Annotated in this window: 23 protein-coding genes and 2 pseudogenes; 13 read left to right on the plus strand and 12 right to left on the minus strand. The window is 43.7% G+C overall.

Annotation, left to right across the window (positions count from 1 at the left end):
* The first annotated feature begins 194 nt into the window (after nucleotides 1-194).
* Nucleotides 195-392, plus strand: a complete 198-nt coding sequence (locus F6K51_RS02800; RefSeq protein WP_293017987.1) for a glutathione binding-like protein — start codon at nucleotides 195-197, stop codon at nucleotides 390-392.
* 608 nt (nucleotides 393-1000) lie between these two features.
* Nucleotides 1001-2479, plus strand: coding sequence for a hypothetical protein (locus F6K51_RS02805; protein ID WP_293017898.1), 1479 nt, complete (start codon nucleotides 1001-1003; stop codon nucleotides 2477-2479).
* Nucleotides 2480-3300: 821 nt separating this feature from the next.
* Here F6K51_RS02805 and F6K51_RS02810 read toward each other — a convergent pair.
* Complete coding sequence (locus F6K51_RS02810) at nucleotides 3301-4017, minus strand: thermonuclease family protein (protein ID WP_293017900.1); 717 nt, start codon at nucleotides 4015-4017, stop codon at nucleotides 3301-3303.
* 781 nt (nucleotides 4018-4798) lie between these two features.
* Here F6K51_RS02810 and F6K51_RS02815 point away from each other — a divergent pair.
* Entirely contained in the window at nucleotides 4799-5761 is a 963-nt protein-coding gene (locus F6K51_RS02815; protein WP_293017901.1) for a deoxyhypusine synthase family protein, read from the plus strand.
* 135 nt (nucleotides 5762-5896) lie between these two features.
* Here F6K51_RS02815 and F6K51_RS02820 read toward each other — a convergent pair whose 3' ends face one another.
* Nucleotides 5897-6079, minus strand: coding sequence for a hypothetical protein (locus F6K51_RS02820; protein WP_293017902.1), 183 nt, complete (start codon nucleotides 6077-6079; stop codon nucleotides 5897-5899).
* Nucleotides 6080-6158: 79 nt separating this feature from the next.
* On the opposite strand from F6K51_RS02820, the gene rpsD reads away from it, so the two are divergent.
* Complete coding sequence (rpsD, locus tag F6K51_RS02825; RefSeq protein ID WP_293017903.1) at nucleotides 6159-6767, plus strand: 30S ribosomal protein S4; 609 nt, start codon at nucleotides 6159-6161, stop codon at nucleotides 6765-6767.
* 66 nt (nucleotides 6768-6833) lie between these two features.
* Here rpsD and moaA read toward each other — a convergent pair whose 3' ends face one another.
* Entirely contained in the window at nucleotides 6834-7820 is a 987-nt protein-coding gene (gene moaA, locus F6K51_RS02830; RefSeq protein ID WP_293017904.1) for a GTP 3',8-cyclase MoaA, read from the minus strand.
* 259 nt (nucleotides 7821-8079) lie between these two features.
* Here moaA and F6K51_RS02835 point away from each other — a divergent pair, with 259 nt between their 5' ends.
* The 4 genes from F6K51_RS02835 (at nucleotide 8080) to guaA (ending at nucleotide 12681) form a co-directional block, all read left to right on the plus strand.
* Nucleotides 8080-8988: an alpha/beta hydrolase gene (locus F6K51_RS02835; protein WP_293017905.1), complete on the plus strand. Its 909-nt coding sequence runs from the start codon at nucleotides 8080-8082 to the stop codon at nucleotides 8986-8988.
* Nucleotides 8989-9461: 473 nt separating this feature from the next.
* The gene (cbiD, locus tag F6K51_RS02840) at nucleotides 9462-10607 is read left to right on the plus strand and encodes a cobalt-precorrin-5B (C(1))-methyltransferase CbiD (protein ID WP_293017906.1); all 1146 of its coding nucleotides are present in this window, start codon (nucleotides 9462-9464) and stop codon (nucleotides 10605-10607) included.
* A 130-nt stretch (nucleotides 10608-10737) separates the two neighbouring features.
* Entirely contained in the window at nucleotides 10738-10875 is a 138-nt protein-coding gene (locus F6K51_RS02845) for a hypothetical protein (protein ID WP_293017907.1), read from the plus strand.
* A gap of 162 nt (nucleotides 10876-11037) precedes the next feature.
* Nucleotides 11038-12681: a glutamine-hydrolyzing GMP synthase gene (gene guaA / locus F6K51_RS02850; protein ID WP_365939895.1), complete on the plus strand. Its 1644-nt coding sequence runs from the start codon at nucleotides 11038-11040 to the stop codon at nucleotides 12679-12681.
* A 30-nt stretch (nucleotides 12682-12711) separates the two neighbouring features.
* Here the strand turns inward: guaA and F6K51_RS02855 are convergent, their stop codons facing one another.
* Nucleotides 12712-12864, minus strand: coding sequence for a hypothetical protein (locus tag F6K51_RS02855; RefSeq protein WP_293017908.1), 153 nt, complete (start codon nucleotides 12862-12864; stop codon nucleotides 12712-12714).
* A gap of 1266 nt (nucleotides 12865-14130) precedes the next feature.
* Nucleotides 14131-14353, minus strand: a pseudogene (locus tag F6K51_RS02860) (transposase); the annotation flags it as partial.
* A gap of 336 nt (nucleotides 14354-14689) precedes the next feature.
* Here F6K51_RS02860 and F6K51_RS02865 point away from each other — a divergent pair.
* On the plus strand, nucleotides 14690-14860 hold the full coding sequence (locus F6K51_RS02865) for a hypothetical protein (RefSeq protein ID WP_293017909.1): 171 nt from the start codon (nucleotides 14690-14692) through the stop codon (nucleotides 14858-14860).
* 184 nt (nucleotides 14861-15044) lie between these two features.
* Nucleotides 15045-15656 (plus strand): annotated as a pseudogene (locus F6K51_RS02870) (IS4 family transposase); the annotation flags it as partial.
* A gap of 983 nt (nucleotides 15657-16639) precedes the next feature.
* Here the strand turns inward: F6K51_RS02870 and F6K51_RS02875 are convergent.
* Complete coding sequence (locus tag F6K51_RS02875; RefSeq protein WP_293017910.1) at nucleotides 16640-17095, minus strand: PilZ domain-containing protein; 456 nt, start codon at nucleotides 17093-17095, stop codon at nucleotides 16640-16642.
* A 399-nt stretch (nucleotides 17096-17494) separates the two neighbouring features.
* Between F6K51_RS02875 and hemJ the strand changes: the two genes are divergently transcribed.
* The 3 genes from hemJ to F6K51_RS02890 all read left to right on the plus strand — a co-directional run bounded on the left by hemJ (nucleotide 17495) and on the right by F6K51_RS02890 (nucleotide 19259).
* Nucleotides 17495-18076 carry a protoporphyrinogen oxidase HemJ gene (gene hemJ / locus F6K51_RS02880; protein ID WP_293017911.1) on the plus strand — a complete coding sequence of 194 codons (582 nt, stop codon included), beginning with the start codon at nucleotides 17495-17497 and terminating at the stop codon, nucleotides 18074-18076.
* 224 nt (nucleotides 18077-18300) lie between these two features.
* On the plus strand, nucleotides 18301-18648 hold the full coding sequence (locus F6K51_RS02885) for a hypothetical protein (RefSeq protein ID WP_293017912.1): 348 nt from the start codon (nucleotides 18301-18303) through the stop codon (nucleotides 18646-18648).
* 218 nt (nucleotides 18649-18866) lie between these two features.
* Nucleotides 18867-19259 (plus strand): hypothetical protein, encoded by a 393-nt coding sequence (locus tag F6K51_RS02890; RefSeq protein ID WP_293017914.1) that lies wholly within the window; start codon nucleotides 18867-18869, stop codon nucleotides 19257-19259.
* 373 nt (nucleotides 19260-19632) lie between these two features.
* Here F6K51_RS02890 and F6K51_RS02895 read toward each other — a convergent pair whose 3' ends face one another.
* The 6 genes from F6K51_RS02895 to rimI form a co-directional block, all read right to left on the minus strand.
* Nucleotides 19633-19875, minus strand: coding sequence for a DUF4327 family protein (locus tag F6K51_RS02895; protein WP_070395448.1), 243 nt, complete (start codon nucleotides 19873-19875; stop codon nucleotides 19633-19635).
* 779 nt (nucleotides 19876-20654) lie between these two features.
* Nucleotides 20655-22415, minus strand: coding sequence for a glycoside hydrolase family 3 N-terminal domain-containing protein (locus F6K51_RS02900; RefSeq protein ID WP_293017915.1), 1761 nt, complete (start codon nucleotides 22413-22415; stop codon nucleotides 20655-20657).
* Nucleotides 22412-22810 (minus strand): 30S ribosome-binding factor RbfA, encoded by a 399-nt coding sequence (gene rbfA / locus F6K51_RS02905; RefSeq protein WP_293017917.1) that lies wholly within the window; start codon nucleotides 22808-22810, stop codon nucleotides 22412-22414. The genes F6K51_RS02900 and rbfA overlap by 4 nt, the downstream gene beginning before the upstream one ends.
* A 74-nt stretch (nucleotides 22811-22884) precedes the next feature.
* Nucleotides 22885-23088, minus strand: coding sequence for a DUF751 family protein (locus tag F6K51_RS02910; protein WP_293017919.1), 204 nt, complete (start codon nucleotides 23086-23088; stop codon nucleotides 22885-22887).
* 172 nt (nucleotides 23089-23260) lie between these two features.
* The gene (locus F6K51_RS02915; protein ID WP_293017921.1) at nucleotides 23261-25729 is read right to left on the minus strand and encodes an ATP-dependent Clp protease ATP-binding subunit; all 2469 of its coding nucleotides are present in this window, start codon (nucleotides 25727-25729) and stop codon (nucleotides 23261-23263) included.
* Nucleotides 25730-25870: 141 nt separating this feature from the next.
* Complete coding sequence (gene rimI, locus F6K51_RS02920) at nucleotides 25871-26464, minus strand: ribosomal protein S18-alanine N-acetyltransferase (RefSeq protein ID WP_293017992.1); 594 nt, start codon at nucleotides 26462-26464, stop codon at nucleotides 25871-25873.
* Nucleotides 26465-26503: the final 39 nt, after the last annotated feature.

Raw genomic sequence — 26503 nt, forward strand, 5'->3', positions numbered from 1 at the left:
AAGCTTCTTCATGGCAAAAAGAAAACCAAGCAGAAGGCTTGAAGTAAGGCTTGAGCCGGATGATGGGTAACTGTCAAGTCCGGTTCTTAGGGGAGGGGAGTAGAGTAATCTACAAACCTTACCCGACTTCACGCACGGTTCTGAAGCGGAGGTGCCCCGGATAATACCGGGCATCGACCGTAATAACCCTACGTCTGTTTGGTGTCTTAGATCAGCAATTAGCAAAACAGGAATTCATTGTTGGAGATTACTCCATTGCCGACATAGCTACCTATCCTTGGGTAGCTGCCTATGAGTATTTGGGAGTCACCCTAGATAACCATCCCCACCTCAAACTTTGGGTCGAGACAATGCAGCAGCGACCCGCTGTGGAAAGGGGCATGGCAGTTTAAAGGTTTGTTGAAAGTTGAAAGTTGAAAGTTGAAAGTTGAAAGTTGAAAGTTAAAAGTTGAAAGTTAAAAGTTGAAAGTTCAACCTTGGCCTTTCGGCCACGCGTTCGCGTTCAACCTTCAACGTTATTAATCCTAGGTGGGCAGTGCCTATCAAGCCTATTAACAGCTGATCTGATCTGTCTGGTGCACTGCCCACCCTACATGAACTTACTGAAACTCAAGGATCTACTTTGATTGAACAATTTAAAAGTAATAATTCTGAGTTAAAACTCTTTGAAATAGGGGATGATAAGAGCTACTTTATAAAGTAACTATAAAGAGCTCAAATCCCTTGACAGATATGGATTTCAGGGAACAGGGCTAAACCGAGGCCGAATTCTTGAAAGCCTTGCAGCGCCATGGTTATAGCTTCGTTTACCAATCAGCTCTGAGAACTGTGATAATTAAGCGAATTTCGTTTAAAATTAAGAGCTGATAAACTTTGCTTACAAATATTACAAAACTTAGGTGTTTTTTATTACGCTGTAGATGTAGTAAAGCTCAAAAAAATCAAGTTTTTAGGCTAATTTATATTTCTTTTCACAGAGAAAAAAAGTCAGGAGTGAATCATGGTTACTTTCGCGGATTTAGGCACTTTCACCAGGAATTTCATCAGCAGCAATGGGGAGTTTAGGCTCTTAGACCGCACTGATGTGTTTAAGTTTAGGGTCTCAAACAACGGTCAAATTAAACTCAATCTATACAATATTAGTGCTGGTGATAATGCTAACTTCAGACTCTACCGGAACACTAAGAATAATGGCATCTTGGACTTTGGCAAGCAAAAGGTGGCTAGCTTTTTACAGGGTAGCAATGCTAACGATGTGATCAACTACAGTGCTAGCAGTGGGACTTACTTTGCCCAGGTCAGACCCTACGCTTCTGGTAGCAATGGCATTGTTTCCGATGATTTAGAGTTACCTGAAAGTACTACCACTACTGGAATTACTGCAACTACTAAACCAAATACCTATCAGCCCTTGAGCCCGAACCAAGTCTTTTCCCTCAACAGCAATCCAGACGCAGACCACGTTATTTACCTTGACTTTGATGGTCATACTACCACAAATACCCCATGGAACCAGAACTTCGGGAATTCCATTGTGACCCCTGCCTATGACACGGATGGGGATACTTCAAATTTTTCCACTGCTGAAACAGAGACCATTTGGCGCATTTGGCAACGGGTGGCCGAAGACTTTAGTCCCTTTAATGTCAATGTGACTACTGCCCAACCGTCCGATGACCAACTCAAAAAAACTAGTAATAGTGATTCCCAATGGGGCATTCGCGTTGTGATTGGGGGAGATGGTTCCTGGTTTCAAGAAGGTACCGGTGGTGTGGGTTATATTAATTCATTCAACTGGAACAGTGATACCCCCACCTTTGTTTTTTCAGAGAATCGCGCTGGAGGCAGTGAGAAAGCGGTGGCTGAAACTATTAGCCATGAGGTAGCTCATACCTTGGGTCTTACACATGACGGTAATTTAACCAACGAGTACTACAATGGTCATGGCAATGGCAGTGTCGAAACAGGGTGGGCTCCTATTATGGGAGAGGGCAACGATAGAAATCTAACTCAATGGAGCAAGGGTGAGTATATCGGTGCCAGCAACCAAGAAGATGACCTAGACATCATCACTGGGCAAAATGGTTTTGGCTATCGCCTGGACGATTATAGTAACAGTCTCATCGGTGCAGCAGCGCTATCTTTCAATGATGGTCAGGTGGAAACTTATGGCATTATTGAACAAAATAACGACATTGACTGGTTCACGTTCAATTCAACAACGGGCAACATAGCCCTAGATATTCAGCCTTTTGAGCGAGGACCTAATTTAGACATTCTGGCTAGGCTATATAATGCTTCCGGTCAACTGATTAGCTCTTCTAATCCCATCGGTTCTCTGTCCGCTAGCTTTAATCTTAACCTCTATCCAGGACAGTATTATCTAAGCATTGATGGTACTGGCCAAGGAAACTTAGTTACCGGATATAGTGATTACGGCAGCTTAGGACAATACTCTATTACTGGGACGGTTGCTTAGACTCTGCAATCTAATGCTTTAGAAACTTTCTTCAACATCTTCTGATATCAAAGGGGATGTTGAGAATTTAGACGAGTTTAACGCTTCCTCACCCAACTCCGAAATTATGCTACCAACTGCAAATAATCTTTGGTGTCCACCTCTGCTAAAAATACCTCAATTTACCCTATAGGTAAACCAGGAAAAGCCAAACTTTATTGACAAAGACTATATTCTCGATATCGTAACTGATAAATCTCAAAAGATTCACCATCATAACGCCAAACTTCTGAAACCCCTAACTCTGCATACACAGCAAAACGGTTCATAGAACTACTGGTAATATCAATTTATACTACTAAATCTGGAGCTGGAGCGGGGGAGCATGTCAACTTTGTAATTAGGTACATAGATCCCCCCTAACCCCCCTTAAAAAAGGGGGGAATTAGATTGAAAAGTCCCCCTTATTAAGGGAAACGGGGGATCTGAATCAGGGATTAACAAAACTGACATGCACCCCTGGAGCGGTTTCTAAGTTAATCCTTTTTTTGCCCTTAATTATGCTAATCTTTTGGATATAAAAGTTTTTAGAGAACTTCGGAATAGGGAATAGGGAATAGGGAATAGGGAATAGGGAATAGAGCAGTTGGCATTCAACATAAGTATTGATTATTGCAAATATATAAGTGGACTGTATCTTTTTTGTCCAATTTTATTAATTAACTTATAGGCAAATGGCTAGATCACCTACATTCAATGTTCTTAACCCTACTCCCTACTCCCTACTCCCTACTCCCTAAAACCCAGAACAAAATTACCTCAACCAATTGAGAACTGCTATCTTACTTCAGCGTCTCCTTAAACCTATCCTCAAACTGATCTTTAGTGATATTGCCAGCTTCTAGGTCTTCATAGAGGGTTTGAATTTTTTCTGCCAGCTGCTGATCTGCATCTGGGTCTTCAAGCAGGGCTTTTTGCTTTTTCTTAAGGGGACGAAACAACCAAGGCTCGATAAATCCTGACTTCGGTTCTTGCCATAACCCTTTTCCTTGGCGTTCCGCATCTGCCTCTGCCAACAGAAGAGAGATAGCCATCTCACGAGGGCACTTACTAAAATAATCGTAATAAATCAGTGCTAATCCTTCTTTGACTAAACTATGCTGAAGAAATGTGCCATCCAATAAGTAAACTTCGCCAATCCTACGATTGTAGCGAGTGTCGATGTCGGTAATTCTCAATTTAACTTTATTACCGTTTTCTTCTACCAACTGTTTGACCCAGTCTTTACCTTCGTTGCCCCACTTAAATTGACTTTGATAGAGGGCATTGTCCTGATTTTTATCCTCAAGTTTTTTGTAACCCCACCCCTTAGGAGTTTCTGGTGCATCAATGTAAACGAAGCGCACTGTAATCTCTTCTCCGGAGGCATCAATCACATCAATGGTGTCAGCATCGGAAACTTTCTTAACAGCGTAGGTCTCTAGGGACTCAAAGTATGGCGGTACTTGAGGAGCAACTGACCCTACTTTACTTAAAATTTCACTAATCAAGTCTGTCATGGCGTAAATCGTATCAGGACTCAGATAAAAGTAATCGGTGAACAGGCCATCAGTGCCTCAAATCAACAGCCGATGCTATTCTAGATTTAAGACTAACCATAGCAAAACACTTACTGGCTGTCCATTCCCTTCAATAATCCCACAACGGGAGCAACGCCAGATGAGGGAGGTCACTTATTTCCCTGTCCGTTCCACCAGTAACCTTCAAGACAGGTGTTACCAGATTGATATATCATAGGAATTCGTGATAATTGTTAAAAACAACACCAAATCGAGAAGCGTTGCTGGTGATCAGGGATTTCTTGATCTCAAACCCAGTTGAAACCCCTTGTGTACAAGCGGCGGGGATAAAAACAAGTTAGGGGCGTGATTCCCCTTGTCTACTAAATTTGTGACGAGGAATCATACACCTCAAAAGCTAGTTGACTAGATAAGGATTTTCTAGCAGTGTTTGGTGCTGAAAAAAAAACCTAGCTGGCTCCCCATCAGGCACTACATCAAGGCTTAAGTCTAATCAAAGTCAGCCTTGGAGTTTTGCTCCGGAGCGAACGGTACGATGTTTTCAATTATATGAAGACTTGATATCGTAGCTTGTTTCCTTCTTGCTTTAGCTGAGGGAGAGTTCAAGTTGGCAGTCGCCAGTTTTTCATCAAGGCTCTTAACTAACTGCTGCTTCCGGTTTTTTCCCATTTGCTCAATGGGTGATTCTGCTGTTTCTAGAACGTTTATCTATAGTTCTGTAAAGTACTCAACTGTAATACCCACTATTGGAGGAAAAACGATGATTCGAGAGTTCATGAACAGAAATTTTCGACACTTTAATGCAGCCGTGTGTGTTCAGGCGGCTGAAGGATGGGTGAAACACCTGGAATCTGGTAATAAAATGTTTCTGACTATGGCTGGTGCCATGAGTACAGCAGAGCTCGGTATCTCTCTGGCTGAAATGATTCGCCAAGACAAGGTACATGCCATTTGCTGTACCGGAGCCAATCTTGAAGAGGATATATTCAATCTGGTTGCCCACGCTAAATATAAGAGATTACCGGATTATCGTTCACTGAAACCAGAAGAGGAAAAGGCTCTTTTTGAGTCCGGTATGAATCGAGTTACTGATACCTGTATTCCTGAAGAAGAAGCGATGAGGAAAATTGAACGGCATCTGCTGAAACTGTGGAAAGCAGCTGATCAATCTGGCCAAAGCTTTTTCCCATACGAGTTCATTTATCAACTTATTGAAAGTCAAGAGCTTAAAGACTCTTATGAAATTGATCCTCGTGACTCATGGGTGATGGCAGCATGGCAGAAACAAATTCCTATTTTTGTTCCTGGATGGGAGGATTCAACTCTGGGAAATTTCTTGGTTTCTGAAGTTATTAAAGGAAATATCAGTCGCTTGAATGTTGTGCGGAGCGGTCTTGAGCTGATGGTATTTATTGTTAATTGGTATAAGGAAAATACCAGAGATTTTTCCATGGGATTCTTTCAAATTGGGGGTGGCATTGCTGGAGATTTTCCCATCTGCGTTGTGCCACTGATCCACCAGGATCTCAAGGAAGACTGTAAGTTGTGGAGTTACTTCGCCCAAATTAGCGATTGTACCACCTCATACGGTTCCTACAGTGGCGCACTACCTAGTGAAAAGATTAGTTGGGGCAAACTTGATACGGACACCCCTAGTTACGTGATTGAATCGGATGCATCAATTGTAGCTCCGCTGATTTTTAATTACGTCCTGGGTCAGTAAAATCATGTCCGGTTGAATACTTACACGCTTGTGCCCAATCGAAGCCATTTGGCAGAAGTAAAGGAATAAGGTTTAATCGGAGATGGTTTTTTATCACTAATTATCCGGACATGATATAAACCTAGAAGTGATTATTTAGGGTAGTTGCGTCAAAGCCTTTACCCCGCCTTCTTTCGTGAAGCGATCGCGTATGGGTTGGGTAGCGCTAATCCCGTTATATAGCACTAAGGTGGTTTGCAGTATAGAAATTTCCGTAGATAGGGCTATTGACCTAACACCTGCTGGAAATTTTCCCCATGGCAATTTCCTTATCCCCACTGCCCTAATAAATTGTATGATAATAGTTTTGGGAAATCTTTAGTAAAGATAGTACACAATATAGTACAGAGGAACTTATATGGCTCGATATAGAGGCCCGCGTCTGCGGGTGGTTCGCCGCCTGGGTGATTTGCCCGGCTTAAGTCGTAAAACACCCCGCCGTGCCTATCCCCCAGGTCAACATGGTCAAAACCGTAGGAAACGCTCAGAATATGCGATCCGTCTCGAAGAAAAGCAGAAACTCCGCTATAACTACGGAGTGACTGAAAAGCAGTTAATTCGCTATGTCCGTAAAGCTCGTCGAGCCACCGGTTCCACTGGACAAGCTTTGCTGCAACTGCTAGAAATGCGACTGGATAACACAGTCTTCCGCATGGGTATGGGAGGTACCATCCCAGCTGCTCGTCAGCTCGTGAATCACGGTCATGTTACTGTAAATGGTCAAGTAGTTAATATTGCTAGCTATCAGTGTCGCCCTGGGGATGTGATTGCGGTTAGAAACCGTGATCAATCCCGCCGTCTAGTAGAACGCAACTTGGAATTTCCTGGCTTAGCAAACCTTCCTAGCCATTTAGAGTTTGATAAGAACACCTTCACTGGGAAGGTGAATGGGATTATTGATCGGGAATGGGTAGCATTACAAATTAACGAGCTACTGGTGGTTGAGTACTACTCCAGGAAAGTCTAACCCGGGTTGAAAGTTAACAGGTTGAACGCGATCGCGTTCAACCTGACTAACCTGTAACCTAAAAAACTATCCGCCAATTTGTGACATCGTCCTTGTATATAAACCATCGGTACCAGAGTCTCTCTCCTTGAAATTGATTTCTGGTTTAATCATCAGCAACTGTCTGACCTGCTCTCTTAAGTCAGCGGTATCAACGCCGCTGCGTAGAGCAGTTTTTAAGTCAACTTGACCTTGTTCATTAAGTAGGCAGGGACGCAGCCAACCATCAGCAGATAGACGCATCCGATTGCAGCGATCGCAAAAACATTCTGACATCTGACTAATAAATCCCAGGGTGCCCTTGGCACCAGAAATCTGGAACACATCAGCTGGGCCATTACCCCGGACACTTGATTCTATCAAACCCCAGCGTAAGCGAATCCGTTGCCGTAATTCTTCCGAAGGTACCCACGCCCGCTCACCAAATAGCTGGGAGTTCCCGATGGGCATAAACTCGATAAATCGAACGTGCCAGGAGCGGTCAATGGTTAGAGCAGCTAAATCCAGCACTTCCTGGTCATTAACTCCTGGAATTACCACCACATTCAGCTTTAACGGGTCAAATCCAACCTGATGGGCAGCTTTTATCCCTTCCCAAGTCTGTTCCCAGCGCGAACGTCCCCGATTGCCAATAATTTTGTGAAATGTCTCTCGATTGAGGGAGTCCAGACTAATATTAATCCGCCGTAAACCCGCCTGGTAGAGTTCCTTTGCCATACCAGCCAGTAAAAAGGCATTGGTAGTCATGGCTAAATCTTGTGTTTCGGGTAAAGATGCGATCGCTCTAACTAACTCCACTACACCTGGACGCAATAGGGGTTCACCTCCGGTGAGGCGAAACTTTCTAAATCCTACCGGGATAAACACCTCCTTGAGCAGAGTCAGCAGTTCTTGATCAGTGAGTAATTCTTGCCGTAGGATATAGTCAAGTTCTGCTCCTTGAGGCATACAGTACTGACAACGGAAATTGCAGCGGTCAATCAAGCTAATCCGGAGATAGTCTACAGTATTCATAATTGCACCAGACCATGGGGTTTCAAAGGGTTTTGGTAATAGGTTATACCTATTCCGGAATCTGTCTCTTAGCCCTTGTAGCTAATGCTATGCAGCATCTCTTTCCAAGAATCCAGTGATACTGCAACGGTTAGGGTGCATTCCTTTTCTTGCAAAGCCTATTATGTGACCCTCAAGGGATTGTCACAATTGCTTACTCATGGTGTCCTCCCGTACCTAAAATCGAGAAGAAACTACCAGTATCCTAGATTTAGGGGAAATGACCGACAAACCAGATTTTCTTCTATACGCACAACACGGATGGGCGGATAACTCTAAAGCGATGGCAAGCCTTGCCCAATCCTTAGCCACATCCCGCACTGCCATCATTACTCCCGATCTCGGTTGGTTCAAAACTTGGCTCTGGATAGAACCCCTAATCAACCAACTCGAACACATCGTCTTAGATACCATTGTCACTTATCCCCAAACACCAATCCGAATTATTGGTCATTCCATGGGTGGCTTAATTTGGCTAGAACTCCTCAGCCGTCACCGAGACTGGTGGTCACAAGTAGAATCCTTAGTGTTGATTGGTTCTCCTATTGGTGGTGCAGATCTAGCTAGAATTATAGACCCCTTTGGCATTGGTATTGGTATCGCAAAGGATTTAGGTATCAACCGCCGACAACTAGCAGAGTCCATTGGCGCAGTGATTCCCACATTAGTAATAGCTGGTGATAGTGATCATGGTAGCGACGGCACGATAACAATAGAGACAACCAAGTTTTCTCCTAGTCAATTCGTTTGTTTACCTAATCTGCGTCATGCTGCTCTCAAAAATCATCCGTTAGTCGCAGCAGAAATCCAGAAATTTTGGGCGAATCCAGTTATCACACAATCTCCTCCACCAGGAGACTTTATTACTAGCTTAATTCGACAATTACACTCAGTCCCAGGTATGACTGATGGTCATGGTCGAAATTTTAAGCGAGCCAAAACTTATATAACATTTAAAAATGGCATTTCCATTCGGACTTGGCAGAATCCTTTACTAATACACCATGTATTTGTGGCTAGCCCTGAAGGAGACTGTCTCTACAGTGGTTTTGTAGGTTGGATACATACTCAAGCCTTATATCAAACCCTTGGAAATATTATAGCAAAGGGAACAGGGAGCAGGGAGTAGGGAGTAGGGAGTAGGGAGTAGGGAGTAGGGAGTAGGGAGTAGGGAATAGGGCATCAAAAATTATCACAATTCCTACACGGATTAGTATTGTTAGTTTAAAATTGTTACTAAAAAAAATAATTAAAAAATTTATAATAAATCAATATTTACCTGGAATAATACCTTGCCGATAGTGAATGTAAGCAGAAACAAATTAATATCACACTGGATATTATAGGGATAAACAAATCTCAACAGACAGCAAATTAAATAGATTTTTGCCTCTTATTTATAAAAAAAAACTACCGCTAATGTAGATTTTATTAACATTACATAATAAGTAGGTTAAACACTATATAATACAAATAAAGTTAATCACTTATCAACTAGTTTGGGGATTTTTGGTAATTGGTAATCGGTAACTACAAATTACCAATTACCAATTACCAATTAGACAATGAAGAACTAAGCGATCGCAAATTTTACCTGGTTACATGACCACCTCCCTACCTAAATCTGGATATACCTTACCCGTATTCGCCTGTGCCTCAGCAATAGCCGCCCTCCATAAGTTACGCAACGACCAACCTGTGGAAACGGTGTCAGTGGACTTAATTAACCCTCCTGAAACCGTAGACATTCCCATTGAGCAAGTGGCTAGGATTCGAGAAGGGGTAGCGCTAGCTATCACTCACTCTAACCCTGGTGATAACCTTGACCTTACCCGTAATACCCCGATTTGGGCAGTCGTAGAATGGGGTTCCTCCGAGCAAACTAAATCGATACAGTTATTAGGGGGTGAAGGAATTGGACGACAAATCAATGCCGGAGGGAAACCAGCCATCTATGCTTACGCTAAGAAACTATTGCACCATAACTTGAGTTGTCTGCTAGTAGCGCCAGAGAAAATTCAGGTGACGATTATCTTGCCGGAAGGGCGGAAGTTGGCACAGCGTACTTCTAATTCTGCCTTTGGTGTAGTAGAAGGACTTTCCCTACTAGGAACTACTGGCATTTCCCAGCCTCTGAGTGCTCCTGGTCAATTAGCTGCTTACCAGGAGGAATTAAAAGCAAAAGCCAGCAAATTGCTAAAAGAGCAATCCTCCTCACATTCATCAACACTAGTGTTCTGTGTGGGAGAAAATGGCTTAGATTTGGCGCGAGGCTTGGGGATTAATCCCGAGCGGCTGGTAAAAACAGCTAATTGGCTTGGACCGTTGTTGGTAGCAGCTGGGTACTGCCAGGTGCCAGAAATTTTGTTATTTGGCTATCATGGTAAGTTAATTAAACTGGCAGGAGGAATTTTTCATACTCACCACCACCTAGCTGATGGACGACTGGAAATTATCACCGCTCACTGTGCGCAGTTAGGAGTACCAACCCCACTGATCAGGCAAGTATTTGGCAGTCAAACCACTGAAGCTGCTCTCAATTGTCTGCGTCAATGGGATCAGACTCAGGGCACTGATTGGGTCAATCAGGTTTATCATGCGATCGCATTAACCATTGACCAACGCTGCTTTGACTACATCCGCAAACACAGTGAGCACCATATCCAGGTAGGCTCTGTATTGTTCGATCGCGATCGCAAAATTATTGTTACCAGTCCCACAGGTTGCACATTAATTTCAAATTTGTGATAAATTTTTATAAATCTTAATACATTGGCGGGCGGATCTTGTAGCCGAACCCAATGTATGATAAATTAACTTGATTATCAGCTGAAACTTCGCATTTCAGGACATATAGACTGAAACCCTGAAAAATCTCATGACTAGAAGTCACGAGATTGTCAACAGACATACCACTGCCAGGCAGGTCTATGAAGTGCGTGTGGGAGTGGAAACTGACATAACCGTAAACAGATTGAGTTCTGTATCGTCGATGAGAGTCTACGACTCAGACTAACTGGTTAATGCCAGCGCTACCATCCACATCAAAGTGTTGGGGCGTTGAAGGATTAATTTACGGAAACCATCAGCTTTCAACCTATCTGTTCATAGCAATCAATTTATGCTGCCAAGAAGAACACCTAGGCAGCGACCTGTTCGTACATTCACACAACTAAACATGACGAACACAGCAGTAACCCTAAGGACCAACAAACTATCTTACCAGAAAGAGGCATTGGCTGTAGCCTCTCTAGCAGAGCAGTTGAATCGCCAGATGATTGTGATTCTGGACTTCGGCTCTCAATACTCGGAACTGATTGCTCGTCGCATTCGCGAGACTAACGTTTACTCCGAGGTGCTATCCTATCAGACCACAGCTGAACAGCTACAGCAGCTTCATCCCAAGGGCATCATTCTATCTGGAGGCCCCAATTCCGTCTATGACGATGGTGCTCCCCTATGTGACCCAGAAATTTGGAATCTAGGTATACCCGTGCTAGGGGTTTGCTATGGGATGCAGTTGATGGTGCAACAACTAGGTGGAACAGTTACCAGGGCAAAAAAAGCTGAGTATGGTAAAGCCGCCTTACTAATTGATCACCCCACTGACTTACTGAGCAATGTGCGAGACCACTCAACCATGTGGATGAGCCACGGGGATTCCTGTGTGACTTTGCCAGATGGGTTTGAAGTCCTTGCCCATACTCAGAATACCCCTTGTGCGACCATCGCTAACTATCAGAAAAAACTTTATGGCGTGCAATTCCATCCAGAAGTTGTGCATTCAACCGATGGTATTGCCCTAATCCGTAACTTTGTTTACAGCATCTGCGAGTGTGAACCCACTTGGACCACTGCTGCTTTTATCGAGGAAGCAATTCGAGAAGTGCGTGCCAAAGTTGGGGAAAAACGGGTTCTGCTGGCTCTGTCTGGTGGAGTAGATTCGTCTACCCTTGCTTTCTTACTCCATCGCGCCATTGGGGATAAACTAACTTGTATGTTTATTGACCAAGGCTTCATGCGCAAAGGGGAGCCAGAGCACTTGGTGAAGCTATTTGAGGAAGAATTTTGTATTCGAGTAGAGTATGTGAACGCTCGCGATCGCTTTTTGGCTCGCCTTGCTGGTGTCACTGACCCAGAAGAAAAGCGTCGCCGCATCGGTCACGAATTCATTCGCGTCTTTGAAGAAGAATCCCAGCGTCTTGGTCCATTTGATTATTTAGCTCAGGGTACCCTCTATCCCGATGTGATTGAATCAGCCCATACTAACGTTGATCCCAAAACCGGTGAGCGGGTAGCTGTGAAAATCAAGAGCCATCACAATGTTGGAGGCTTACCTAAAAACCTGCGCTTCAAGTTGGTAGAACCATTACGCAAGCTATTTAAAGACGAAGTGCGCCAACTCGGTCGTGACCTCCACTTGCCAGAAGCGATTGTGCGCCGACATCCCTTCCCCGGACCAGGGTTGGCGATTCGCATCATTGGTGAAGTGACCCCAGAACGGTTGAATATTCTGCGAGATGCTGATTTCATCGTTCGAGATGAAATTCGCCGACAGGGAATGTATAACGACTTTTGGCAAGCCTTTGCCGTATTGCTCCCAATACGCAGTGTGGGAGTAATGGGGGACAAGCGCACTTACGCTCATCCGATTGTATTGCGCTTTGTTTCCAGTGAAGATGGTATGACCGCTGACTGGTCACGAGTACCTTATGACTTACTTGAAACTATTTCCAACCGGATTGTTAATGAAGTCAAGGGAGTTAATCGGGTAGTCTATGATATTACCTCCAAACCCCCTGGAACCATAGAGTGGGAATAGTTTCTTCAAAGCGTGATTAGTGATTAGTGATTAGTGATTAGTGATTAGCCATTCTTCATTGGTCAGATGACGTAAGCATTCAGCCGTCAGCCCTGAGCCATTCGCGTAGCGTGGCCATAGTCCAAGGCTCACGCTACTTGAGGTGCTTATTTTATTCAAAACCACCTCAAGTAGCGTGGCCACAGGCAAATGGCTGATACGCGACACGCGCTATAGCTGATAGCTGATACCAAATCCGGTTATTATAGGTTACTTACCTAAATCCTCAAATCAAGTCTAGGCAAAGACTTTGATGGTTTTGAATATAGTCTTATTAAACCGGATTTGGTATGATAGCTGAATGCTTACCAGATGACTAATCACTAAACAATATAAAACCGAAGTTTCCAGTTTAGTGGAACTTCGGTTGATACACTATGGCAAAAGCAATAAGTAGTCGGACAAAATAAATCGCACTGTATTAAGTTTTGTAAAGGATTGATAAGTCTAACATTACGTGACCCGATGTCAATTTTCACAAAGCAAGACCTAGAGCAGTTGAAAATCGTAAAAATCTTCAAAAAAACCGGCCATGAAACAAATTAAATCACTTCAATATAACCAGAATCAGACCGAAGCAAAATGACAGAATACTGAGCACATGAGAGTGATTAACTATCCAGTCATTTTCTTAAATCAAACCTCAAAAATTAATTAAATCTAAATCTTTTGACCGCCAATCCATTCCGATTTTGTCTCGTCTGAATACCTGCCATTACAGCGACTGCGCGCTTCGTATTCATCCTCAAACATTTGACCAGCTAATTCATCTTCTTTCAGTCGTTGCTACTCCTTCTCAATTCGATTGAGTTCAGGAGAATAACTAGGTAACAAGAATATATAGCGCTACGCGCAAGTCAGAAGTTATAAGTCAGAAGTCAAAAGCAAGCTAGGACTAGGTTTCGGAGTTTAGGAATGTCCTAACAGTAGCGCGTAGTGCTATATAAAGTCCAAGACTCTCCCATTTATCATAATTAGATTTCGTTAATTTACTTGTATGAATAGAACCTTGGTCTTGAACAACAACAGTTATTTTTCCAGTTTTATTTAATCTTTATTCTGCTTGTACTGCTTGCCAATTCATTAATTTGATCTAACTTTCGCTCTCTTGGTGCGCGTTCACGCTTAGCTTTGAAAAAGCCCTGGGTCGCACCGCTTTTAAAACTTTTGAAAGCCAATCCATACTCAAAACTTTTTCCTCTTTATAATAGTCCACATATATTTAATCTTTTACCTTTTTTTTTACCCGGCTCGTAACTACTCAGAGCAAAAAGTAGAGCTTGTTGAGAAAGATGTAAATCACAAGCTCCATCAAGTTAATGGTATATGTATATTGCCAGCTGTTGCAGACAGCGACCAGCCAAAATTAGGGCTTGAAAAGATTGAGATAAATTACAAGCCCTTGAAGTATTAAGTAGATGGCAATCCAGGCGGATCGCGACCAGCATTAGACAACAGTTCACACAAACTGTTAATCGCCGACGAACCTTTTAACCGCTTAGTTTCTAAGAAGCTAAACATTTGAGCAACTAACGAGCGCGCCCCAATCACTTCTAGCTCCACCACTAACTTTGCGATGTACTACTACAGGACGCAACCCTCGCTCGGCATCATTGTTGTCCGGTTTAACTTCGTATGGGAGTTAAAAATGTCAGGGTAAACGCATCTAACTTAAGTAAGTTTTCAAAAATCTATATTTCTCAATTTTAACTAGTAACAATCAAGCGATTGGAGCTGACTAAAAATTTTTGACCGCGTCCTCCCTTAGTTCCCGAAATGTTAACTCATAAATTTGGGTGCATATTCGGCTTATTCTCTTGGATAAAACTTGACTAACAAGTCCCTAGTTATTTACTGGCAGATGCTAAAATTTTGACTAAATAGTTATTGTCCATAGCAGCACGAAGCGCGTTTCATCTTTAAACTTCCTTTAAAGCTGGCTTCTTGTTTCATTATATAGCAATCCTAAATGAATTGTGATAATTTTGTTCCCTGTTCCCTACTCCCTACTCACTACTCCCTGTTCCCTGTTCCCTGTTCCCTGTTCCCTTTGGTATATTTAAAGCTAAACGACTTAGTAAAGCCAAGTTTTCATGAGAATTATCCTTGCGAATACGACTACTCTCTTCAGAGAAGGTGACATCTAATATCCAATGTAAGCTGTTTTAAATCCCCCAATGACTGCGGATAGCTTTAGCAATTTTATCAGCATTATTTTCCAAACTACTTATGTAAAAACGAACTTCAGTGGTTGTTTTATTCCACAAAAGTCGCTCACTGTCTTGATGCAGTCGCGTTCAAACCATGAGCGGCTGCATCAAGACAGAGCCTTTCCTATATATTTTGAATTACTTCCCAAATTAGGGTAAGCGCAATATTAATGAACAGAAAACTGCCCTATCTTCAGTGATGCCACTTTTAAAAAATTATAAAGGTCTATTAGGGGATAGATAATTTTGCTCACTCAAGCTGGCGCAGCATCTCCAGTCGTTGGGTGTATATTTCTGCTTACGTCTTAAGAATAACGAATTTATCGAAGTGAAAAATTATCTTTGGATTCAATTAAATAATTTAGGCGTAACACCAGGATTATCTTTGTTTCTCCAAGGAGTTAAAGTGACAAAAACCCGTGGGTTTATAAGTTTTAATGTCCCTTGTAAGTGGCAACGTAAAATTAAGGGAATAGCCCCAAAAGAAGCCTGGTTTATTCTGACAAATCTTGAGAGCTTAGAGTTGGCGATTTCAGCTTATAAAAAAAGATTTGATTCGTTGGCGAAGCCTGGTGAGCGAAGCGAGGCATGGAAATGTTTAGAGATTTTAAGACAGGTGGTTATAATATAGAGGAGACTAAGGTTGAAGGTAAACGACTTATTTCTCTAGTTTTATTAATTGCGATAGCTTACACTTCCTCAACTATTCAAGGTCAGCATATTAAAGCGATGCAGCAAGGGAACAGGGGAGGCAGCGCGGTCTTGGGGGTCTCCCCCGGAGACGAAACCTGATTACGTTGAGCCTTTATGGTTGGTAGGCTATGCAGATGCATGGTTAAAACTTATTGATTAAGGCGAGCCTGTCTTACGGTAACTATCGTCAAAGGCGACGCTTGGCCGTAGGCCACGCCAAAGGCGAACGCGAACAAACCATGAGCGACTGCCGTGGTTTCCCCCGGAGACAAAACCTTAGATAGTGGAGCCTTTATAGTTAGCAGGTTATGCAGAAAAGGGTTAAATATTTTTTAATAAGGCGACCCTATCTTACGGTAAATTCAAACCATGAGCGACTGCATCAATACACCATTTTTCATTTGTCAGACACGCCAACGAGTTCTTAAAAATTAGTCATGAAGTCATTATCTCATATTTGGTGCTCAACTTAACCTGGGTTGTGTTTAGCACATTTTTGCTTATTTGTCAATCTAATTTAGATGCGTTTGCCCTGCAACTTATCCCAAGTTTACTTAAAATTAATACTTAAAATTAATAGGGCTCTCCTAGAGTGGCTATGATAAATTCTGATCAAATAAGCGCTATAGTGCTTGCCCAGTAATGCTTTGAGTGATTGAAAAATGCAATTTCAATAAAAATGTATTTTTATAGCGGTTTTTCCCCTAATGAGGTACACATATTTTTTTACCTTTTCCCTCTTCTGACTTCACTGCTCCGAAGTCCCTGCTCCCTGCTCCCTAAAACCCGAAAACTTGTACCTTACTAGCTTAAAAAACGCTATAGTTGATTGAATCCCTTGCTATTTAAGGGGTTAAGCTCATTTCAACTACTAATTTACTATAATCAGTCTAGGAGAGCCATTAATACTTAAAATTAATCAGTAGTAACTGCTTACCCTATTAATCATTAACTCCATCACCCGTCATCTCTTCAAAGGGTAATATCTTTTCTGGACGCGCAACTTAGTATGAGGATTAGGTATAGCAGGTGTTAGAAGTCTTAGCCGGATCATTTCTTAGTAACTTATTCAGCTGAAGTTGAGGCGTTGAAATAGGTGTTGCTGGCAGACCTAACAGACAATCTAGACTTTCTGGTGAGACTGTTACAAACTGTAAACCAGCTCTATAGTTTGCTAGGGAATTTACTTTAGATTCTCTGCACCACATGACTTTAACTGTAGCAGTAACTGTGTGATTTTGTGGCAAGAAAAACTGTATTTTGATAACTTGACCGACTGGAATAGCTTTTTCACTGTAAATGCTGCAACCTCCTCGACTAATATTAACGACTGGATGACGAGCTGAGAAGAGACCAGCCAATCGATAAGAAATGGAGGTCTGTTGGCGAGGTGATCTTCTTTTTTCTCGCATGCTACTGGCATTAATCATACCCTTGACATTGGTTAAGTAAAACGTTTCCCTGTCAGCCATGCAAAGCGCGAGTGGGGGTTTACCCCAAGACCGCTTAGGTGCGCTTGACCCGTAATTAAATTCGCCACGGGTCGCACCTCTGCATCGCTTTTTATTTGTCCATTGTCTCAACCCCAGGTTTACGCTATGGTTCATCTATCTGTTTGAATCTGTATGGTTTTTGTATGAGTTAAAGAAGACATGAGATAATCGTAAGCATTTAGCGATCAGCTCTGGTCTACTAAGCTTTTGAAGCAAGGAAAACTTAGGCATTTGGCTGAGGACCGTGAGTATATGATTATTCGTGGGACTTCCCTCAAGAACCTGATAGCTGATACGCGACACGCGCTATAGCTGAAGTCAGGAGGCTAGACACTGCTCAGCTGCATGACGCTGTTGTAATAATGGAGGACACAATCTATGGCTTATTTCTGGTTCAAGGCGTTTCACTTCATTGGTGTAGTGGTTTGGTTTGCCGGTCTGTTTTATCTGGTGCGTCTGTTTGTCTATCATGCAGAGGCTTCACAAGAGCCCGAACCTGCCCAAACCATTCTCAAAAATCAGTATGAGATTATGGAAAAACGTCTCTATCACATAATTACTACCCCAGGTATGGTGGTAACGGTAGCGATGGCAATTGGTTTACTGCTAACAGAACCAGAAGTGCTCAAGCAAGGTTGGTTACATATCAAGCTGGCTTTTGTAGCCCTTTTACTGGTCTATCATTTCTATTGCGGTAGGATTATGCGACGGCTGGCTGCCAATGAATGCAGTTGGACTGGTCAGCAGTTTCGTGCTCTCAATGAGGCACCTACTGTCTTGCTGATGGTAATTGTTTTACTGGCAGTGTTTAAGAACAGTTTGCCTACAGATATTACCTCTTGGTTAATTCTTGCGATGATTATAGTAATGGCTGCCTCAATTCAGCTGTATGCCAAAAAGCGGAAGCGGGACAAAGAGAAAAGCTTGGCTACCACGTCCCAAGCAGAGCCTCAGCTTTGATTATCAGCTTTGATTAATAGTCATTGGGGACCGATGTTAGTCCCCACAGCAAAGTATAATCCCAATAGGAAAGTATAATAAGGGCTTAATCTTTTTCCCCTTGAAGTTAACCGTTTACCGTTGACTTGAACTGCATCGGCTGGGTAGAATGTCTCGTTTATTTTTACCGACTTAACTTATCAACCACGATTAACAAACAATCGATTACATCTTAGAGTTGCCTTATGTCTGCTATACCACTTAAATTAAATCTTAATGATGGTTCGGTGTCTTTTCCATTCACCGCCGATGCTGCCAAAAAATTGCAAAGTGAGCTTTACCAACTGATGCAGAGTCTGAAAGCTGCTGCTCAGGTATCTAGTGGTGGTAGACCCAAGCCTCAAAAACCGATGGAGTACCAATTTACTGGGGATGTCTTTCTTGAGATTTTCTGCAATCCCAATATCTATCCTTCTCCATTTGCGGCTATTGTCTTAATTACTCTCAGAGATGATCGCATCCGCTTGAGTACGGAAGCTGAACTGACTCGTGTGGTAGAAGATGTTAACCTGTATTTGGAACAAGTCAGCTGAAGGCTTGGGTGTCATTTCCAGCAACTGTTGTCGTGTCAGATCCTGCCTAATGTCTCTCAAGAAACTAAGGTCAGAGGCAACAGGCGGGTCAGAGGCAACAGGGGGAGATGGTTAAGATGGGGAAGAATTTGTTAACCGTTTCGGCTCTTCCATAGCAGATGAACTGCACGTCCGTGGGACGTTCTTAAGAAAAAATTTATGGGAAATCGTTAGTATAAATGAACTCCAACAATCTCCTGGAATTACTGCAAACTGGGTTTCGCGCCTCCTTGGGGGCAACAGCCTCTTTCGTTGAAACCCTGCAAGACCCTGACAAGCGTGAAGAAAGTCTGGCTCAGTTTCAGTCAGATTTCAATCAACAGATGACTGAGTGGGCGGAAAAAGGAGAGACTACTGAACTTGAAGCCCGACGTTTTATTGAGCAGATGTGGAATCAACCAGGTAATCCCGTGGATCCACCGACAACAGGTACCTCCAGTGATCCTACTGCACCATCATCTAACAATCCTGTTCAGTCCAATGCACAGGATGATATTGAGGAACTGACAACACAACTTGCTGATCTTCGTAAGGAGTTAGAGGAGTTGCGTAAATCAGACAGTAATAGTTAGATTTACGCGGAGCGTGAAAAAACTCAGGTCTGAGTGGGAGACTAGAGCGGGAGCCTAATAGGCAAGAAATCAAGCACGGGAAACAGAAACTCCGCTCAATCTCTGACATTTCTGTTCCCATAAACATGGATTTACCCACTCAGCGCTGAGATACCATCAACTCAAGGCTTTTTACTAAAAATGGCAGCTTTGTTACTCCCCAACACCATTCCCTGAAGTTTGCTGAGATCTACTCAACCGCTGACGGTTGCCCAACCAATCCGGTAAGTCACTATAGCCTTTATCGGTGGCATTGATGGGGTTTTGCTGGTTACCGACTTGATCGCACTTTTTTGTCTAAGGATCAGCTTCTATGCCGTTTGACTGAGGTCGCTTAGTCATTTTCCCATTGTTGAGAACCGATCAGGTCAGCAATGCGGTCTCTTAGCAGGAATTCGCACTGCTCTAGCTCACACTCCACACACAGCCATTCTCGAGCTGGAATATATTGGCAAAGAACGTAAATGGGCTGTTGACGACTGACAAATCCTTTATCCACCAAGCGACGTGCTTCGTCTTGGATCACATCGATTGAGTAACGGATAGAAGGGGTAGATGGCACTGTGTTAACACTCATGGATATCTTATCAGCTTGATCTAAAAAACGGGGATACGATTATATTAATCCAAATTTATTTACTGTGAACTAAAATTATTTCAGTATAAGAAGTTACCATTGACCAAGATTTGTTGATAAGGATCTTCAAATACCTTGGGCAAGTTGTCAAAGTCTAACCCATGCTCAGCTAAAATGCCTACTGGGTTATGACTGAGCCATTGGTCATTGGCTGTAGGAGCTACCTTTCTCTCAAGCCCCCTATCTCTATATCGACCACCTGGCTGCCAAACCCTTCTGATCAACCCAATCAGATAACATTGGTTTGGTAATCAGAATATGGGATATATTTTAGAGACTGTTTGTTAAATAAAGCTTAAATGGGTGGGATAGGGGGCGAGTGCTGTAGCGATCCGACCCCGGTCGGGTTTCCCGACAAGCGTGAACGCGCACCAAGATAAAAGCTCATCTTATAACAGAGCTGTCCACCGTAACCCACCCATTTTCATTACTCTAGCTGTATTAAGATTTACTTTATAAATAGTCTTTTATAAAGAGTCTCTCAATAATCAAGGGATTGGGAATAGCAGTACAGCTGGAATTATTGCTGTTTTAATAGATTGGATTGGGTATTTTGTCAACTCCGATTAATTGACCAGAGCTATATGGTTATGTTATATTTCCGTCTTTTTTAAAAAAAATCTTTACTATCGGTATTGCAGTAGTTCATATCCATCTTGTCCTCTGATCAAGCTGTAGAGGGGCAAATTGGCAAAAATTAGCTTAAAACTCCATAAAAATTAAATAAATCTCACAAAAGTATCTATTGTTGAGCTTTCGGGTAACAATGCTTTAAGAGCGATCGCTTGAGCTGCTGGCATCTGCCCGTAAGAAAATACATATGGTGTTTCCGGTGGCAACTCTGGTAGGAACTGCTCTAAGACATAAGGACTACCGTAAATCACCAGAGCTTGTAAATTCCCAGTTTTTAACAACATCTTAAACCATGCCCTAGCTACTGCTGTCAATCCAGCACTACCCCGAAACGGGTTACCTCGGATAAATAGCTGTAGCAGAGTAGATTTAGCACCAACAGGATTATCGACTACTTCCGAAGGTAGGGTCGTGTGACTATCAACCAGTTGGAGTTTGTAACCCAGCCTTCTTGGTAAAGTGACTGCTGGTGTGTGCTGTCCCAAAAAGTCACAAGCTAAGAGATCATCGACCAAAATTAGATTACGTAACGGTTGATTACTGCTGCTGGGTATTGATGCTGAAGCTAAAAAACCTCTAGTTATCTGGGAAGCCTGGAGAATATCGGCTACAGTCGTTAGGGTGGTTGGTTGAGCTAGTTGCGACAGCCAATTGGGGTTGGGTTGAAATGTTATCGGTTGTTGAGCTGGATCATCGTCTAAGCTGGACTCCAGGACAGGTTGTGAGGGCGGGTTTTGTAGAGATGGTATTTGTTGTGCAGCGGAGTCTTCCTCTAAACCCTCTCTTTGAGAGTGATATCCCACTTTACGTTTTGCACGACTGATGCGCTCTACTGATGCCTGAATCCGCTCCCGTGAGATCCGTCCTTGTTCGACTGCTTGACAGACTGCCTCAATTGCTGTCTCGGGATTAACGGGCATCAAGAGAATATCAGCACCGGCTTCTACAGCCATGACTGTGGCTTCATCGGCACCATAGCGATTAGCAATTGCCCCCATCACTAGAGCATCGGTCACAATCAGTCCTTCAAATCCCAAGTCTGTGCGCAACAGTTGAGTCAAAATCGCTGATGACAGGGTGGCGGGGTGTTGGTCATCCCAAGCTGTAATTAGGAGGTGAGCGGTCATGATGGCATCTACCCCAGCAGCGATCGCATTGGTAAAGGGAGGCAATTCAACCGTAGCTAGTCGGGGAGGTGAGTGGGGCAAGACTGGTAAATCCAGATGGGAATCTGTTGCGGTATCGCCATGACCGGGAAAATGCTTGGCAGTGGTTAAGACTGGATAGGGTCGGGTTCCTTGGATAAAGGCAGAAGCCAATTGGCTAACGATTTGAGGGTTATCACCAAAGGACCGGACATTGATCACAGGATTTTGGGAATTGTTGTTGACATCAACCACTGGTGCCAGGATCCAGTTAATCCCAATTGCCAACGCTTCAGTAGCCGTGATTTCTCCCATGGTACGGACATACTGCAAAGCTGGCTCAGGATCCTTTTGGGCAATAGCTCCCAGTGCCATCGGTGGGGGAAACCAGGTGGCACCGGCAAACCTTTGACCCACTCCTTCTTCAATATCAGCAGCGATCAGTAAGGGAATTTTTGCCCATTCTTGGAGTTGTTTCGACCTGAGGGCAAGTTCCACAGCACTCCCGCCTAGTAAAATAACACCCCCAATACCTAACTCTTGCAACCAACGTTGCAATTGTTCGGCTGGGGGTTCCCAAATTGGATACTGAATTTGGTGATCAAATAGGTAGCCGGATGCTCGAACCACTACCATTTGCGCCACCTGTTCTGCTAGGGAAAGGTTATTTAGATCAGGTAGTGACTTTGGCAGACAATTCAAGCTTGTGCTCCAGAAATATCGTCTTCGAGTTGCTTGTTCTGGCGTTCTTGAGAAAGCTGATTCAGTAAGTTCAGCATCTGATCGCCTCCTTCGAGACCACGGTCTTCAATAAACATCACCTCTGGTGTGCGGCGCAGGCGAATCCGCCGACCTAGTTCTCGGCGGACATAACCTGTAGCTGATTTTAATCCAGCCATTGTTTTAGATCTTGCCTCATCAGTGCCATAGATGCTGACATAGATCTTAGCGTGCTGCAAGTCGCCAGAGACATCAACGTTGGTAATGCTAACCATCCCACTACCGACCCGGTCATCTTTGATATCGTTAAGCAACATTTGACTAACCTCCTGCTGAATTAGGGAGGAAACCCGAAAAACACGGCGATTTGTAGTCATGACGTTCCCTTTGTTAAAGTATGGGCATCATCGAAAGCTGCGCGCACCTAGTCTAAACCTAGTCTAAACCTAGTCTAAACCGGACTGAAGCCGAGCATGCCACGTAGGGTAAAAAGCAATAATAGAGAAACTCCTACGGCTATGCCAATTAATGCGATCGCAGTTAGGGGGCGGTTCAGTAGTGGTTTTACCAGCAAAAACACGGAATAGAATATCCCTAGAGTAATACTGATTAAGTACCGTGGGTAACGAGATACATTGTTCAAAAAGTCTTCCATTGTCCTATAAACTCTTATCGTCCCATTTTTAATACTGGTAGCACTTTTTTAGGTTCTTCCGTACGTATTCTGCTAATTTGTTATAAACAATGCCAAAAATTTACCCCCTCTTAGTAAGGGGGGATTAATGGGAGTTAGCACAGGATAAGTAGGGGCTTTACCCTACAATCACTTACTCAACTCCTTGAGGCAAAAGCTCTCGGTTTTCCTTGCGACTCACTTGTACCTTACCCTCTTCATTGACATCAACATAGGCAATATCTCCTTCCTTAATGCGACTGGAGAGAATTTCTTCTGCCAGCACATCCTCCAACAACCGCATGATTGCTCGGCGTAATGGTCTGGCCCCGTAGCTGGGGTTGTAACCCTCTTCGATCAAACGGTCTTTGAATTTCTCGCTGACTTCTAGAGTAATGCCTTGTTCGTACAAACGACCAAACACTTCTTTTAACAGAATCTTGGCAATGTCCTTGACTTCTTCTTTAGTCAACTGACGGAAGACGATAATCTCATCTAAACGATTCAGAAACTCTGGGCGGAAGTACCGTTTAAGATCTTCGTTGACTAGATTTCGAATTCGATTATATTGGGATTCCGCTTTATTATCGCTGAACTCGAAGCCCAGTTGTCCGCCACCCTTTTCAATCACCTCGGAACCGACATTGGAGGTCATGATCAGCAGGGTGTTTTTAAAGTCTACCGTCCGACCCTTGGAGTCAGTCAACCTGCCATCCTCTAGGATTTGCAGCAGCATATTGAACACATCTGGGTGTGCCTTTTCAATTTCATCGAACAGCACTACTGTGTAAGGACGACGACGCACTGCTTCAGTTAGTTGACCACCTTCGTTGTAGCCCACATATCCAGGAGGCGAACCTACCAACTTACTAACGGTATGGCGCTCCATGTATTCGGACATATCTAGGCGCACCATGGCTTCTTCAGACCCAAAGAAGTAAGCTGCCAATGACTTAGCTAATTCTGTCTTACCGACCCCTGTAGGTCCAGAGAAGACAAAACTGGCAATAGGACGGTTGGGATTCTTTAAGCCTACCCTGGCTCGACGAATTGCTCGGGAAACGGCTTTAACCGCATCTTCCTGACCAATCAGGCGCTGATGCAGGGTATCTTCCATGTGCAGTAGTTTTTCTGACTCTGATTCAGTCAGTTTTTGTACCGGCACACCAGTCCAAGAGGCAACAATGTGAGCAATGTCCTCTTCATCTACAACTGGGCTTTCATCAGTACCCCGAGATTCGTTCTTCTTGCTTTGGGCAATTGAGCGAATTTCCGCCTTTATTTCCATTTCGCGATCGCGTAGTTCCCCAGCTCGATCAAAGTCCTGGGAGCGTACCGCATCATCTTTTTCTTTTAGGACCTGACGCAGTTCTTTATCTAGCTCTTTTGCTGCTGGGGGCAACTGGGAGTTAATCAAACGCACTCGGCTTCCTGCTTCATCGATCAGGTCAATGGCCTTATCTGGCAGGTAACGGTCGGAAATATAACGGTCTGAGAGGTTTGCTGCTGCTTCGAGAGCCTCATCGGAAATTTTCAATTTGTGGTGTTGCTCGTAGCGCTCCCGCAAGCCGTATAGAATCTCAATAGTTTCTTCTACTGACGGTTCACCGACCATTACTGGTTGGAAACGACGTTCTAGGGCTGCATCCCGCTCAATGTGTTTGCGGTACTCATCCAAAGTTGTCGCTCCAATGCACTGCAATTCTCCCCTTGCTAAGGCTGGTTTGAGGATATTTGCCGCATCAATTGCGCCTTCAGCTGCACCTGCACCAATCAGGGTATGAACCTCGTCAATCACCAGGATTACGTTAGATGCCTGACGAATTTCATCCATAATTTTTTTCAGGCGTTCTTCAAACTCACCCCGGTATTTGGTTCCAGCGACCAGTAAGCCAATATCGAGGGTAACGACTCGCTTTTCTTCCAAAATGTCTGGAACATCATTGTTAGCGATTCGTTGGGCTAAGCCTTCTGCGATCGCCGTTTTTCCTACCCCTGGTTCTCCGATCAATACTGGGTTATTCTTGGTACGGCGTCCCAATATCTGGATTACCCTTTCTATTTCCTTTTCCCGTCCTACTACTGGATCTAGCTTGCCTTCACTAGCCATCTGGGTTAGGTTCGAGCCAAACTCATCGAGAGTAGGAGTCTTTGTACGACCTTGAGAGGCTCCTGCTGTGACTTCCGCCGTTTCACCCAACATTCGGATAACTTGGGTTCTGACTTTAGACAGGTCTACTCCTAGGTTTTCCAAAACCCTAGCCGCTACGCCTTCTCCCTCCCGTATTAGCCCTAGTAGCAGATGTTCTGTACCAATGTAGTTATGGCCTAGCTGGCGAGCTTCTTCTAGGGATAGCTCCAGAACCCGCTTTGCTCTGGGGGTAAAGGGGATTTCGACAGCAACGAAGCCGGAACCCCTGCCAATAATTTTCTCAACTTCAATCCGAGCGTCTTTGAGATTTACGCCCATAGATTTGAGGACCTTGGCAGCTACGCCAGTTCCTTCTCCGATCAGACCCAGGAGGATTTGCTCTGTGCCTACGAAATTATGACCTAGGCGACGTGCTTCTTCCTGAGCCAGCATGATCACCTTAATGGCTTTTTCTGTAAAGCGTTCAAACATGGCGTATTCCCATCACCTGTTGCATGCCCGTGTAAGCTGATTCTAGCACAGGTAAATCAGCCCACCGTTGATTTTTACACAACTCGCAGCAATTGAAACAGTTATTTACTTACTTCCGATGCCATTTCTAGTTATTAGCCATTAACCAATTTCCAGGTCTTTAGCAGCCAAGCGCTGTTTAATTTCCTGGTAACAATCGGCCATTGTTTTCTCAAATTCAGGGCTTTTCAGACCCCCTCGCCATAGAATCAGAGCATCCTCCCCAGTGTCTTTGTAATAGTTTCTACGTCGTCCAGCTTCAGTGAAGCCGAACTTTTGGTAAAGAGCTAGTGCTGCTTGATTAGATGGTTTCACCTCTAAGGTTGCCCACTCTAAATTACGCTGTTTAGCATCCTGTAGCAATGAATAAAGCAGTAATTGACCCAAACCTTGACGTTGGTAGTCAGGATGCACTGCCAGAATAATAATATGGGCTTCCTCCAAAATTGACCAAAAACAACCTAAGCCTACCAGGCAATTGGGTAATGAGGTGATGGGAACACCTGTGCCTTCAAGCAAAGTTTCTTTTTTGTCCCCTTTTGGAGGAGCTTCCAAAGCCAACAACTGACTGTTGGGGCTATCCAACTCTCGCTCGTAACCCGACCGAGTCCAAAGTCCACCAAAACACAGCTGATCCAGTGCCACTGCAGCACTTAGGTGCTCTGCTTTGAGGGGTTTAAGTTTTAAGACAGTCACAGCCTTCAATTGTACACTGATTAACGAGACGCAAGTTCC

It is taken from the genome of Moorena sp. SIO3I8 (assembly GCF_010692325.1).
Classification (GTDB): Bacteria; Cyanobacteriota; Cyanobacteriia; order Cyanobacteriales; family Coleofasciculaceae; genus Moorena.

Excerpts from the sequence above, each read along its gene's own strand:
- F6K51_RS02805 (WP_293017898.1), top strand. The coding sequence starts at position 1,001 with ATGGTTACTTTCGCGGATTTAGGCACTTTCACCAGGAATTTCATCAGC.
- F6K51_RS02810 (WP_293017900.1), bottom strand. The coding sequence starts at position 4,017 with ATGACAGACTTGATTAGTGAAATTTTAAGTAAAGTAGGGTCAGTTGCT.
- F6K51_RS02815 (WP_293017901.1), top strand. The coding sequence starts at position 4,799 with ATGATTCGAGAGTTCATGAACAGAAATTTTCGACACTTTAATGCAGCC.
- rpsD (WP_293017903.1), top strand. The coding sequence starts at position 6,159 with ATGGCTCGATATAGAGGCCCGCGTCTGCGGGTGGTTCGCCGCCTGGGT.
- moaA (WP_293017904.1), bottom strand. The coding sequence starts at position 7,820 with ATGAATACTGTAGACTATCTCCGGATTAGCTTGATTGACCGCTGCAAT.
- F6K51_RS02835 (WP_293017905.1), top strand. The coding sequence starts at position 8,080 with ATGACCGACAAACCAGATTTTCTTCTATACGCACAACACGGATGGGCG.
- cbiD (WP_293017906.1), top strand. The coding sequence starts at position 9,462 with ATGACCACCTCCCTACCTAAATCTGGATATACCTTACCCGTATTCGCC.
- F6K51_RS02845 (WP_293017907.1), top strand. The coding sequence starts at position 10,738 with ATGACTAGAAGTCACGAGATTGTCAACAGACATACCACTGCCAGGCAG.
- guaA (WP_365939895.1), top strand. The coding sequence starts at position 11,038 with ATGACGAACACAGCAGTAACCCTAAGGACCAACAAACTATCTTACCAG.
- F6K51_RS02865 (WP_293017909.1), top strand. The coding sequence starts at position 14,690 with ATGAATTGTGATAATTTTGTTCCCTGTTCCCTACTCCCTACTCACTAC.
- F6K51_RS02875 (WP_293017910.1), bottom strand. The coding sequence starts at position 17,095 with ATGGCTGACAGGGAAACGTTTTACTTAACCAATGTCAAGGGTATGATT.
- hemJ (WP_293017911.1), top strand. The coding sequence starts at position 17,495 with ATGGCTTATTTCTGGTTCAAGGCGTTTCACTTCATTGGTGTAGTGGTT.
- F6K51_RS02885 (WP_293017912.1), top strand. The coding sequence starts at position 18,301 with ATGTCTGCTATACCACTTAAATTAAATCTTAATGATGGTTCGGTGTCT.
- F6K51_RS02890 (WP_293017914.1), top strand. The coding sequence starts at position 18,867 with ATGAACTCCAACAATCTCCTGGAATTACTGCAAACTGGGTTTCGCGCC.
- F6K51_RS02895 (WP_070395448.1), bottom strand. The coding sequence starts at position 19,875 with ATGAGTGTTAACACAGTGCCATCTACCCCTTCTATCCGTTACTCAATC.
- rbfA (WP_293017917.1), bottom strand. The coding sequence starts at position 22,810 with ATGACTACAAATCGCCGTGTTTTTCGGGTTTCCTCCCTAATTCAGCAG.
- F6K51_RS02910 (WP_293017919.1), bottom strand. The coding sequence starts at position 23,088 with ATGGAAGACTTTTTGAACAATGTATCTCGTTACCCACGGTACTTAATC.
- F6K51_RS02915 (WP_293017921.1), bottom strand. The coding sequence starts at position 25,729 with ATGTTTGAACGCTTTACAGAAAAAGCCATTAAGGTGATCATGCTGGCT.